This is a genomic window from Bifidobacterium sp. LH_743 (assembly GCF_056355775.1).
In genome coordinates this window covers 240885-252106 of sequence record NZ_JBKESZ010000002.1, presented here as the reverse complement: position 1 = coordinate 252106, position 11222 = coordinate 240885, and the positions used below count along the sequence as shown (strand labels likewise).

The following is an 11222-nucleotide window of genomic DNA, read 5'->3' as shown; positions in this document are numbered from 1 at the left end:
AGAAGAAGGACCGGAAAGGGAACCAATCCTTTCCGGTCCTTCTCCGATATCGGCATGCCCGCACGTGAACCGGATGGAACGAACAGAAAGGTATTTCCATCCAAAATGGCCGAAGCCGAGGAAATCCGATCACGGATAGAAACCATCAAAGACTTATCCGACCGTCTGGCCGAACAAGACCGGACGATCAAGGACCTGGAAGAGGAAATGCGGTCGGAGACGCCGGAACATCCATGGTCCTTCATGAAGATGCGCAGGCATAACCGGCTGCATACGGAGATCGAAGACGAGCAAACGTCGATGTCGCGTGACAGATACGATCTGAACCATCTCACGGAACGACTGTTCGAGGACGTCAACATCATCGCCGACAAAGCAACCTCCACCAACTCCCTGGAACTGGTCCTCGACCTGGTCGAACAATCCCTGGACACCGATCCGGAGTACAGGGAAAACGTCAGGAAACAAGCCGGAGTGACCGATGGGATGTCGTACATGCGTCTCGTTCCGCAAGACAATCCCAAAGGCATGCTGCCACCCACCCCATGGGGCAGGAAAGCCGCCGAGGAGGCATACCGGCAGCATCAGGTCCGACAGCTCGACCCACGGTTGAGACTATTGCGCACGCTCGCCACGGGAAGCTGCAAGGGCCATGACACCCCGGAAACGAACGACTATCTCGCCCTGATGGATTTCAACGTGGGAGACCGGGTGACCATGGGACCGGGCTTGTCCACGACGGTCACCACCCCGCATTGGCTCGGGGGCGGGGGAATCCTCCTCGTAATCGAGGGCGCCTCCCAGGGAGTGCCGATGGTCGGCAGCAGGGGAGACGTGTCCAACGAAAGCGAGGTGTTCCTCCCGGACCTACTGCACTGCACCGTTTTGGAGGAAACGACGGACGGCACCTATCTGGGCAAGAGATTCGAACGAATCTACCGGCTCGGCGTCGATTCGGAGGAGACTCCCGTTCCGAAGCGGGAACTTCTGGAATTCCCAAGCATCCAATCGAATGTTCCGCTGCCGGACCCGGCCATCGACCAGGACGCGGCGGCGAACGGACCGGACAATCCAGGACTTGAACCATGAGAACAAACGAAACAAGCGGAAACCGACGTAAGGCATCCGATGGCAGGGAGCTCAGAGAATTCTGGACCCGGGCGAAACGACACGTGAGCCGGCGGGACTTCGAGAAACTCAGATCCGCCGCCATCATCCGCCAATAGGTTCGCACGGCGGAACCAACCAGACCGTTCCCTCTCTCCGACGCCCATACGGGAGAAAGAGAGAGGGGCAGAAAAACACAATGAAAAGCAAAGGAGAAGAACATGGCCGAAACCGCACAGACCATGACCGAATTCACTTACGCGCCCGGCGAGAAGAACATCGTCGGAGACCGTTTCAGTCCGAGCGTGATCATCTTCTGGCTCAAAACCTCGATCGCCGCATCCAGCACGCGCGTGCAGTACAAGGCGCCGAACACCCTGTTCGGGCTGATCCCGTTGGGCGCGGCCACCAAGACCATCCCGCTGCGCAACATCGCCAGCGTCGATACGAACACGAGATTCAACCTTGGCAGCCTCGTCTGGGGTTTGATCTTCCTGTTCGTCGGCTTCGGCATGTTTGACTCCAACGCCCTGGTCGCCATCGTGTGCCTGCTTGTCGCCGTCGCGAACTTCGCGAACGTGATGAGCGCCACCCTGACCTTCCATGATCCGTCCGGCGGGGCGAACGCCATCACCGTGAGCATCCTCGAGAAGGACAAGCTCATGAGTCTCGCCCAGGAGATCCAGACCCGCGTGTTCACGGACGCCGACCAGTTGCGTCATGAGGAAAGCATGCACATGGCCGAGAAGCAGTACACCGCACAGGCCAACAGCGTGCTCATCCAGCAGCAGATGCTCGCCAACCAGCAGACGCAAGCCGAGCAGCAGACTCAGGCTCCGGCACAGTCCGGGCAAAACCAGCCGGGCGAGTGACATCGTCCAAAAACCGAAAAGAAGACAGGGTCGAGAAATCCAAATCGGCCCTGTTTTTTCGTCTAATACGATAGAGGCCATAACCCAAAACACATTGCAGAGTGCTGCTGGTTTTAAGGACAGCATTTGTATTGCTGTATCTTATAGGATACAATGATTGGTATGAGGTAAGGGCATCAATGAACTGCATTTCTTCTTCGGTCCCGGCTACCGCGTCTACTTCGCCCAGAAAGGCGACCGGATCATGCTCCTGCTCGCCGGTGGAGACAAAACCGGGCAGGACAGTCCATAAAGGAGGCACAGGAGATGCTCGCATCACTAGTCAGGGAGGGACAATGGTAAACATCAGCGAATTCGATGCCAGCGAATACATTGAAAGTGAGGAGGACGCCATTGCGTATCTCAACGCTGCGGCGGAAACCGGCGATCCATCTCTTATGCAGGCGGCCATAGGAGACATAGCCAAGGCGCGCGGCATGGGACAAATCGCCAAAGAGGCCGGCGTCGGCCGCGAAAGCCTCTACAAAAGCCTCAACAGGGAAGGTAATCCGAGCTTCCGCACCATCGTCAAGGTCGTCAACGCACTCGGAGGCCGCATCGTCGTCGAATCCATGTCCACCGGTGCGAATGGGATCCGCATCAAAGGCAGCAAGGTTGGCCTATACAAGGCGAACGGCAAGGCATTGAAGACCACCGGAAGGGATGAATGATGAAGGATTTGATAGGACTCTGCTGTGGCTGTCTGATGGGCGTCGTCGTACCACTGCTCTTCTGCCGCTTGGCGAAACACTGGAACGTCCTTTCGGACATTGCCGCAGGTGAAATCCTCGCCTACACCAGTGAGGTCATCCCGTTCTGCTTCTGCCTTTTTGATTTTGCATACGGATTATTCAATTGGCTCATTTTCGGCTCGTTCCGTTTCCTCGACATCAAGATTCCCACCATGGCACTCAGGGTGTGCGCGGGTGGATCCCTCGCCATCCTTCCCGCAGCGGCTCTCATCGTGCGGGTTTTCCCGGAGGTTCGGAGTCCGGAAGGCGTGTGGCAGGGCTTTCTGCTTCTTGGACTACTGCCGTTGGCGGTGATACTGGCGCGTCTCGGCCAGTGGATTCCCGCTGTATTCGCATTCCTGGGATTCTGCGCGGTCTTCTACGTGATGGAGATAGCCTGCCCGCTGGTCGTCGAATCCACGTCTACCGGTGCGAATGGGATCCGCCGTGGGCCACTCGCTTAGGGATCATAGGGGAGACATCATGATTGATCACGTTAGAGCCAACAATAAAGCCTGCATCGTGAAAAGAAAAGGCGGCGGACTGCCCGACCGTGAGTTCGACAGTGTCAGAGACGCCGCCGACTGGTGTAGGGAGACGGGACGATCGAGGGCACGCCCCAAGCTCGTAATTGCGTCGATCGTCACAAGGGTGTTCTGCGGTTTCATTTGGACCGCCGAGCACGTTTCCTCCGATGATTCGGTCGACCGGGCGTTGATCTCCGGGAACGATGCCGCACTTCCGTCGTTGGAACGGGCCGATTCGGTATCCGCTTCCCATGACAAGACGCTTACGGTGCGTGACATCATAGACCGGACGTCGGAGGAGGTCGAAAAGGAGAAGCGGGATATCGCAGACCTCCAGCGGAAGCTGGAGGAAAGACAGTGGTTCCTGCAACAACTGGAGGATTACACGTCACCACATGAATATGATTGAGACGATATCAAGCAGCTACACCGGAAAGAAGCCCCATATGGAACAAATACCATTCATTCGCAGGCCGAAAGACTGGCCATTCCCGATTCCCGAAATCACCGCCGAAGCCATCAACGACCTCGTCGACGCCATCAAACGCGGGGACCGCTATCTGGGCTCTCTATACGATGAGCTTGATGGCGCTACAAGAGAAATGGATAATCTGGACCAAGAAACACTTGTCCGTAATTATTACCTGCTGGAAGAGTGGGATCGGGATGATGGAAGATAGAATCCTTCATGATTGAAGGGGAAGAGCCTTTATGGGCATTATCGCGGGCGCTACCATGGTTTTTACAGCTACAATGAACCAATTTCAATACGGAGTATGAAAGGAACGGAAGAGATCGTGGGGCAAGTTGTCAAGCATGGAACGGTCCCACACCTAGACTGTTCGTATTGGTGAGGGGACCGTCATGGGGATGATGATCGGCTGTCAGCCACGAGGCCATTCGTCCGAGCATCGCCCGGCTTTAAGCTCGGCATGGGTGCAGATATGCAGTATGCGCAGGAACTCGCGCGGCGTGGGTGGAGAGCAGATCACGAGAACGTCGTCCATGAAGTGGAATTCGAGGGCTCCGCTGTATGCCGCCCGCGGATTGTCCAGTATGTGAGGGTCGTAGGCGTCGGGCACGCGTCCCTGGACTCGCACCTCGTCGTGGAGCATGTCGAGCAGTTCGTCCGCATAGCTCGGATGACGCCTGTAGAGCCTTTTCAGATCGCGCTTGGCTTCGGATGAGAAGGCGATGGTCAGACTCATAGCTTTTCCCCGTGCATCTCGTCGCGCAGCATGCGCCAGTCCGCTTCGTCGCGCAGCACGGTGTCTCCGGGCTGCGGTGTCGCGGCGAGGCTGTTCGTCGAGGCGCCCCTGGCGTAGCCGGCCAGGAACGCGTCGATGAGGGAGCCAAGATTCTCTCCACGGCGTTTCGCCGCGACCTCGGCTTCCCTGTATGCGGGTAGGGATTCTATCGCTGTCATGATACGTTCCTTTCGGTTTCTTGGCTTCAGGTGTTGGCGAGGGCGCTGACCCGCTGCGGGGTGACGCCGATGACGGCGGCTACGTCGCGCACGGTCATGCCTTGGGCCCGTAGAGCATCCACGACGTCGCGGGTGAGCGAGGACGCGCGCGACTGCGCCTCGCTGGCCCGCTTGCGTGCGTCCAGCAGCTCGGCGAGCATGCGCTCATCCCGTTCGGGAAGCTTCGGCTCCACGGTGACGGTGCCAATCTCGCAGCCGAGCATGCCGGCGGCATCGCGCACCATCGCGTCAACCTGGTCGAGTCGCCGGGCCTGCGTGAACAGTCCGGGAATCTCCGGCACCTCCACGGACCACCGGCCACCGGAACGTTCGGCTGCGGCGGTCACGTTCATTGGTCCTCTCATTTCGGTTCCTTTCAGGACGTCGGATGATGCCTCGCATTCCATAAAATAGTCTACACCTATTTACTTAACAAGTAAAGGTATATTTACTTATTGTCTCCGTTGAACCAGTTCCAACATTCTGAGATTGGGCTCGTCCCGCGTTACGTGCGGAGACGAGCCCATCCATATTTAAGCTTTGGACATGTTTCCGAAGCTTTCCGGTTCGATGACGTCCATGTCGGTGACGATGACGATGTAGTAGTTCTGTCCAGACATGTCATGCCATTCGCAGGGACGTCCGATGAATTCGACCGTCTCGCCGCCCTTCAATGATTCCAGTTCCTTGCGCATGCGGCCGGTCGACGGCATGAGGGAGACGAAACGCGCCTCGCCGCCTTCGAACCAGCAGGCGCGGACGGTTTTGATACGTCTGCCACCGGTGAGGTTGAGTATGGGACGTGGGCAGACGGGCGGGATCTTCACCCTGCCGATCTGCGGGCAGACTCCAAGGCCGCCATTCCGTGGCAGCAGCGCCTTCCAGGAGCGGTTGTTCTTGGTGGCCATGTTCTCCTACTCCTTGTCTTCCTTGAGGGTTCCCTGCGGCTGGCCGAACACTTTCTCCCGGTCCGTCGGATCGAGGTTGGTCGCGCAGCCGCTCATCGCCGTGGTCAGATTCTGCTGGGCTTTGGTCAAAGCGTCGTAATCATCCGACTTGGAGTCCACGAGTCGTCTCGCGGTCTCGTACGCGGCTTTGAGATCGCCGCAGCCTTGCGTGCCGGACAGGTCGTCCCGTTCGATGGTGGCGACCTCGCGCGCGGTGTTGTCCAATCCGGACGAGAGGTCGTCACGTCTCGCCTCGATGCCGGCCTGCATGGCTTGCGGATACCATTCGCGTGCGAGGCTGCGGATCGTGTCGATGTCCTTCTGCTGTCCGATCGCGTCGTACAGGTCCGTCGCTTCGGCGAGGTCCTGCCGGTCGTGCCGGTACAGCAGGTTGCCGAGCGTGTCGACGTTCGAGTTCTCCGGCGCGTTCAACAGGTCGCGCACGTCGTCGGCGATCTGTTCCGCGTCGCCGATGAACATGGATTGTGCCTGCTGTTGCAGGGTGCCGGACGGTTTCGTCGTCTTCTTTTTCTTGTTCTGTTTGTGGGATCGTGTCTGCGCGGATTGGCTGGATTGCGGCGTGGACGTCGCGGACGTCTGCTGTTTCCATGGGTTGGCGACCAGGACCATGACGGTGATGGCGATGATGGCGATCGCGCACCAGACGGCCGCCTGCTTCTTCGATTCGGGCGTGGACGCCTGACGATGTTTGTTCTTTCCCATTGTGTGCTCCTTTCCCGTTTGTCAGAGGCTTGAGTCGTTGCTCGGCAGACTGTTGTCGTTGGTTTCCGGTGGCACGTACCATCCGCCGGAGTTGCCGTTGGATGTTCCGCCATTGTTGTTGTTCGTGGTTCCTCCGCCGTTGCCTTGCGGCACGCTGGTGGAGCCTGAGCCGGAAGAGCGGCGGTACTGCGGCGTCGGCGAGGGCATCGTCTGCTGTTGCTGTTGCGGGGCTTGCTGTTGGGCTTGCGCCTGCGCTTCGGCCTGCCGTCTGGCTTCCTCGTCGGCTTTGGCTTTCGCGTCCAACGCCTGGGAGAGGTTCCCGCGCGCCTTGTCGAGCTTGGATGCCATGTCGTTCCACGTGTCGACGGTGGTTTTCGCATCGAGCTTGCGGGCCTGGCCGATCAGCTTGTCCAACGTGGCCTTCGCGGCGCGGGTCGCATCATCCGATGGTTTCGCGTCCGTCGACGTTTTCACGGCCTTGTCCAACGCGTCCCGGCATTTCCTCCTCGCGTCCGTCAACGGCTTGGCTTTGACGAGCCGGTCGACCTTGCCGGCCAGTGTGCGGGTTCGTTTCGTGGCCTTGTCGGCCTTGGTGGAGAGCCGTTCGGACTCGCTGATGGACAGGCCGGCGCGTTTGGACCGGATGAGTTTGCCGTTCGATGCGACGAGGTCACGTAGCGTGTCCACGTCCTTATCGTCCACGCCGGCCTTGTCGGCGTCGCCGACCGTGGTTTTCGCCTTGCCGTTGCATGCGGCCAGTTGGCTCATGGACGCTTGCACGCGCTCATAGGCGTTTTTCTCCTTGACGGCCGTCGAGTGGGAGCCCGCCAGGGCGAGGATGATGAGCAGCACGATGGCGGCGCCCGCGATGATCAGACCGCGTTTGACCCAGGTCATGGCCTTCGGGTCGCCGGAGGGCGAGTCGGGGTCGGCCACGTCCTCCAACACCTCTTCCGGAAGGATGGTCGTTTCGGATTCGGGTTCCGGTCCGATCACGGTGGTTTCGGCCGGACTCCCATCCGGCGTTTCCGGGTCGGGCTGGTCGATCACGGTGGTCGGAACCTCCAATCCGGCCGGTGGGATGGGCTCATCCGTTTGGATCATGTCGGGCACGATGAGCATGGGCTGTTCAGGCTCATGCTCGGGCTTGGCCGGCGGTGGCGGGGGAGTGGGCTGTTCAGGCTCGTGCTCGGTTGGAATGTTCTTCCGGCCGCGGCGTCTGCGTGGCTTGCGTTCCTGCCTGGCGGGCTTGCCGTCCTCCTGCGTGTCTTCCTGCAGGGAGTCGATCCATGCGAGGTCGTCACGCAGCGAGTCCGACGGCGTCAACTGGTCGAACAGGCTGGGCTGTTCGCTGCTCATCGTCCGTCCTTTCCACGTTCGAACACGTCGTCGAACTGGTCGAGCATACGGTCGCAACGGTCGAACACGTTGGCTGGATCACCGTCCACAAGCCGGTTCAACCGTTCGGTCAGATCGTCCTGCATGTCGATGGAGCATGGCTGGTAGGCGTCGTCGAACTGGCTGCTTCCGTATTCGCGGAGGATACTCCGTCCTTGGTTGATCAGATCGGCGAGCTCGCGGCGGTCCTCGTCCGTCATGAGCATGGAGCGTTCCTGGCCGCGCGTGAGTCTGACGGCGGCCGTGACAGCACGGTCGAGCCGGTCACGGCTCGACCGTTCACGTGTCGTGTAGTCCAGGAGGGCGCGACGGATCCGTTCCTCGTCATTCCTCGCGGCGGCCAGATGCTCCGGCTTGTGGTCCATGGCATAGTTGCCGCGCAGGCCTTCCAATCCGGCGCGCCACTTGTCGACCTGGTCGGACAATGCCTTGTCGTCCCGATCATCCTCGTCATCGACGCGGGTGGGTGTCATCAGATCGCATACCGCGTCCAATCCCTCGGACGCGTTCGCGAACCGCCAGGACGGTCCGAAGCCGGGCTCTCCGGCCCAACCGCCGTCGCGTTCGAACCAATGCCTGTACTCGTCGCATCGCGCCTGTTCGCGTTTACGGTCGTCCGCCATGGACAGGTGGTGCTTGTGGTCCGCGCTGGACGTGTCGGCCGAGGACAGGTATCCCTTGACGCGTTCCAACGACGAGTGGATCAACGATTGCAATGTCGGCGCGTACAGGCCGCCGTTCGGGCTCGCGACGATCATGTCCATGTAGCATTTGAGCGAGTAGACCTCCTGGACCACGTCGTCGTGGCGGATCCAACAGGATGGCAGGGTGCGCGCCCAATCCACGTAATGCGTGGTGAGGAACCGGCCCATGCGGATGGTGTGCAGCATCATCAGATCGATGTCCATGCGCGTGGGAGAGCCGGTCAGGTCCAACGGGCGGGCCTCTACCATGGTGGCGAGGGAGTTCTGCGGAAGTTTGGCCCACAGGCCGGGACCATGCTCCGGCTCGTTGAGCGGGGCCATGGTGATCTGCGTGAGCAGCTGGTCCAGGTTGCGCGCCATGGAGGACGGCAGGTCCCTGCCGGTCAGCTCCTTGTATTTGCCGTTCACGGCGGCGGTCAGCTGTTCGTACGCGTGCTCGCATTGCTCCCTGACGGACAGTTCGCCACGCTGCCTGTTCACCATGTCGTCGAACATGGTCCTGACTTCCTCCTGGAAGTCGCGTTCCATGTCGTCGGTCCAGAACGACGGCCGTTCCAAACCGTCCGTCACGCCACCCGGGGTGGACGGCCCATACTCCGGCTCGTCCCGTCCCGTGGCGTCGTCCATGACCGCATCCGGTTCCCCGGGCTTGTCGGCCTCGTCCGGCGGGGTGGATTCCGTCGGCGTGGACGCGGGGGAGACCATCTCGTCGAAGAACTTGTCCACGGCGTCGTCGCTCATGCGGTCGCTCCTTCCGTCTCATGCCATGCCTGGCCCGCGGAGGGGCGCAGGTCCTCCAATCCCTCGCGCCACCAGTCGCGGTCGTGGAACATGATCATGTGCACCAGGGCGGGCGCCTGGCCCAATGGTTCCACGAGCGCGTATCCGACGGGCAGGAGGCTCAGTTCCTGTTGGGTGACGGATTCCTCGCGTTCGTGGCGTGTGGTCAGACCGCCCAATGGTCCCTGTCCCGGATTCCAGGAGGATTCGCGGCGGGTATGGTGGTGCGTGCCGATCTGGCTGATCCACCATTTCAGCGTCTCGTCGTCGGACACGCCCTTGAGCATGATCCGATGGCAGTTCTCCCAGACGGTCTGCTCCACGGCCTTGCCGTACCCGTCCTTCTCGTCGGCCATCTGCTGGCGGGACTGTTCCACGATGATCAGCTGGTAGCCGTTGCCGCCGCCCTGGGTGATGGCGTTGCGCAGGCCGGGCCATTTCTCGATGTTCGACAGTTCGTCGAGCACGAACCGTGCGGGAGGCTCGATCTTGCCGCGCGAGCCGGAGGCCTTGTCGAACGCGAGGTCCTGGCACGCCTCCTGGAACGTGTCGAGCAGGAGGCTCACGAAGATGCCCGCGTTGCCGGCGACGCCGCCGTCACGGCGGGGCTTGGACAGCACGTACACGGTGTCGCCGCGCAGCACCATGCGTTTCGGGTCGATCAGTCGCGGGTCGGAGGGGCTCAGGTTCATGCGCGCCCTCACGTTCGGGTCGGCGAGGATGCTGAACGCGTTCTTCACGCCGAACCATTCCGAGCCTTTCTGGCGTGGATCGACGTGGGGCAGGGCGTTCAACGTCGCGGCCCAACGGTCCATCTCGCGTTCCGGCGTGTACTTGCGGATCAGGTCGGCGGCCTCCTGCGCGGCCTCCGGCGACAGGCTCCAGCGGTAGCAGTCGTTGATGGTCCGGTCGGCGATGGCCGCCGCGTACAGCATGGCCTGCACGTACTGCGCGGCGGAGACGCCCCACTCCTGGTTGTTCGAGCCGCTTCCCATGCCGCCGATCGCGACCATGGTCTGCGCGCGGCGCATCGCGACGGCCGGATCGTCGCAACCCTGCAATGGCGTCCAACGCATGTTGTGCCGCGTGTCCGGATCGTTCTCCGCGACGCCTTCGGGATCGAAGATGTGCGTCGTTCCCGGCCCGCGATTACCGAACGCCGCGCCGCGGACACGGTCCTTCACACCGCATTCGCGCAGATAACGGGTCGCTTTGATGATGTCGCCTCGCGTGGAGGTCGCGAGCACGAAGCCCGGCGCCTCGACCACGGCGGGGATGACGACGCTCACGGTCTTGCCGGAACGGGTCGGCCCCAGCACGTAGATGTGGCGTTCCGAACCGAGCCACACCTCCATGTTCCATGACTTGCCCACATACCAGGCGGCATGCCATGCGCGCGGGTGGACGGCGCCCGGCTTCCGGTCGCGGAAATCCGCCAGCATGCGCGGCAGGACGGATGGGACCACGTCACGGTTGATGGCCCGCGGCCCGTAGCCGGCGGCGATCTGACGCCAGGATGCGATGCCCGGACGGGTGGAGATCCAGTCGGCGGCGCGTTCCTCGGAATCACGGTACGCGTCCCAGAAGATCCACAGGACCATGACGAGCAGGAACGCGACGGCGAATACGGGCAGGGTGAGCAGCGTCCAGGCGAGCATGTCGCCCCTGGCGGCGAGGAACATGACCATCGACAGGATCAACGCGAGCACGCATACGAGCGCGCCCGCACGGACCACGAGATGGCTTTCCTCGTCGCTCAACCGTTCCAGCAGGTTCGTGTGGCGGGCGAGCCATTCGCCCGTCTTCGACGATTCGAATCTCCGCCACACGCCCATGACCTGGCTGCGGTTGTCCGCGTTGAGTTCCTCACGGTCGTAGCCGCGGCGGGCCGTGATCCGGTGTTCCGACATACGTTCTCCTTTCGATTGG

General features: G+C 61.2%; 13 protein-coding genes and 1 pseudogene. 6 read left to right on the top strand and 8 right to left on the bottom strand.

What is annotated here, in order from left to right; translation table 11 throughout:
* The first annotated feature begins 105 nt into the window (after nucleotides 1–105).
* The 6 genes and pseudogenes from AC1ATL_RS04305 (at nucleotide 106) to AC1ATL_RS04280 (ending at nucleotide 3956) form a co-directional block, all read left to right on the top strand.
* A complete protein-coding gene (locus AC1ATL_RS04305) occupies nucleotides 106–1089 on the top strand; it encodes a hypothetical protein (RefSeq protein WP_476568744.1) in 984 nt (327 codons plus the stop codon).
* A 239-nt stretch (nucleotides 1090–1328) separates the two neighbouring features.
* Nucleotides 1329–1979, top strand: coding sequence for a hypothetical protein (locus AC1ATL_RS04300; RefSeq protein ID WP_476568742.1), 651 nt, complete (start codon nucleotides 1329–1331; stop codon nucleotides 1977–1979).
* Nucleotides 1980–2314: 335 nt separating this feature from the next.
* A pseudogene (locus AC1ATL_RS04295) lies at nucleotides 2315–2587 on the top strand (addiction module antidote protein); the annotation flags it as partial.
* A gap of 98 nt (nucleotides 2588–2685) precedes the next feature.
* Nucleotides 2686–3213: a hypothetical protein gene (locus tag AC1ATL_RS04290; protein ID WP_476568740.1), complete on the top strand. Its 528-nt coding sequence runs from the start codon at nucleotides 2686–2688 to the stop codon at nucleotides 3211–3213.
* 19 nt (nucleotides 3214–3232) lie between these two features.
* Nucleotides 3233–3685, top strand: a complete 453-nt coding sequence (locus tag AC1ATL_RS04285) for a hypothetical protein (RefSeq protein ID WP_476568738.1) — start codon at nucleotides 3233–3235, stop codon at nucleotides 3683–3685.
* A 37-nt stretch (nucleotides 3686–3722) separates the two neighbouring features.
* Nucleotides 3723–3956, top strand: coding sequence for a hypothetical protein (locus AC1ATL_RS04280; RefSeq protein ID WP_151905541.1), 234 nt, complete (start codon nucleotides 3723–3725; stop codon nucleotides 3954–3956).
* 204 nt (nucleotides 3957–4160) lie between these two features.
* On the opposite strand, the gene AC1ATL_RS04275 is transcribed toward AC1ATL_RS04280, so the two are convergent.
* From AC1ATL_RS04275 to AC1ATL_RS04240, 8 genes are all read right to left on the bottom strand, one after another.
* Nucleotides 4161–4484, bottom strand: a complete 324-nt coding sequence (locus tag AC1ATL_RS04275) for a type II toxin-antitoxin system YafQ family toxin (protein ID WP_204442749.1) — start codon at nucleotides 4482–4484, stop codon at nucleotides 4161–4163.
* Entirely contained in the window at nucleotides 4481–4702 is a 222-nt protein-coding gene (locus AC1ATL_RS04270) for a hypothetical protein (RefSeq protein WP_204442750.1), read from the bottom strand. Before AC1ATL_RS04270 ends, AC1ATL_RS04275 begins: the two co-directional genes overlap by 4 nt.
* Nucleotides 4703–4728: 26 nt before the next feature.
* Nucleotides 4729–5106, bottom strand: coding sequence for an XRE family transcriptional regulator (locus AC1ATL_RS04265; protein ID WP_204442751.1), 378 nt, complete (start codon nucleotides 5104–5106; stop codon nucleotides 4729–4731).
* 168 nt (nucleotides 5107–5274) lie between these two features.
* Nucleotides 5275–5649, bottom strand: coding sequence for a hypothetical protein (locus AC1ATL_RS04260; protein ID WP_476568734.1), 375 nt, complete (start codon nucleotides 5647–5649; stop codon nucleotides 5275–5277).
* A 6-nt stretch (nucleotides 5650–5655) separates the two neighbouring features.
* Nucleotides 5656–6411, bottom strand: coding sequence for a hypothetical protein (locus AC1ATL_RS04255; RefSeq protein WP_476568732.1), 756 nt, complete (start codon nucleotides 6409–6411; stop codon nucleotides 5656–5658).
* 21 nt (nucleotides 6412–6432) lie between these two features.
* A complete protein-coding gene (locus AC1ATL_RS04250) occupies nucleotides 6433–7770 on the bottom strand; it encodes a hypothetical protein (protein WP_476568730.1) in 1338 nt (445 codons plus the stop codon).
* On the bottom strand, nucleotides 7767–9254 hold the full coding sequence (locus tag AC1ATL_RS04245; RefSeq protein ID WP_476568729.1) for a hypothetical protein: 1488 nt from the start codon (nucleotides 9252–9254) through the stop codon (nucleotides 7767–7769). Before AC1ATL_RS04245 ends, AC1ATL_RS04250 begins: the two co-directional genes overlap by 4 nt.
* Complete coding sequence (locus AC1ATL_RS04240) at nucleotides 9251–11203, bottom strand: type IV secretory system conjugative DNA transfer family protein (RefSeq protein ID WP_476568727.1); 1953 nt, start codon at nucleotides 11201–11203, stop codon at nucleotides 9251–9253. Before AC1ATL_RS04240 ends, AC1ATL_RS04245 begins: the two co-directional genes overlap by 4 nt.
* Nucleotides 11204–11222: the final 19 nt, after the last annotated feature.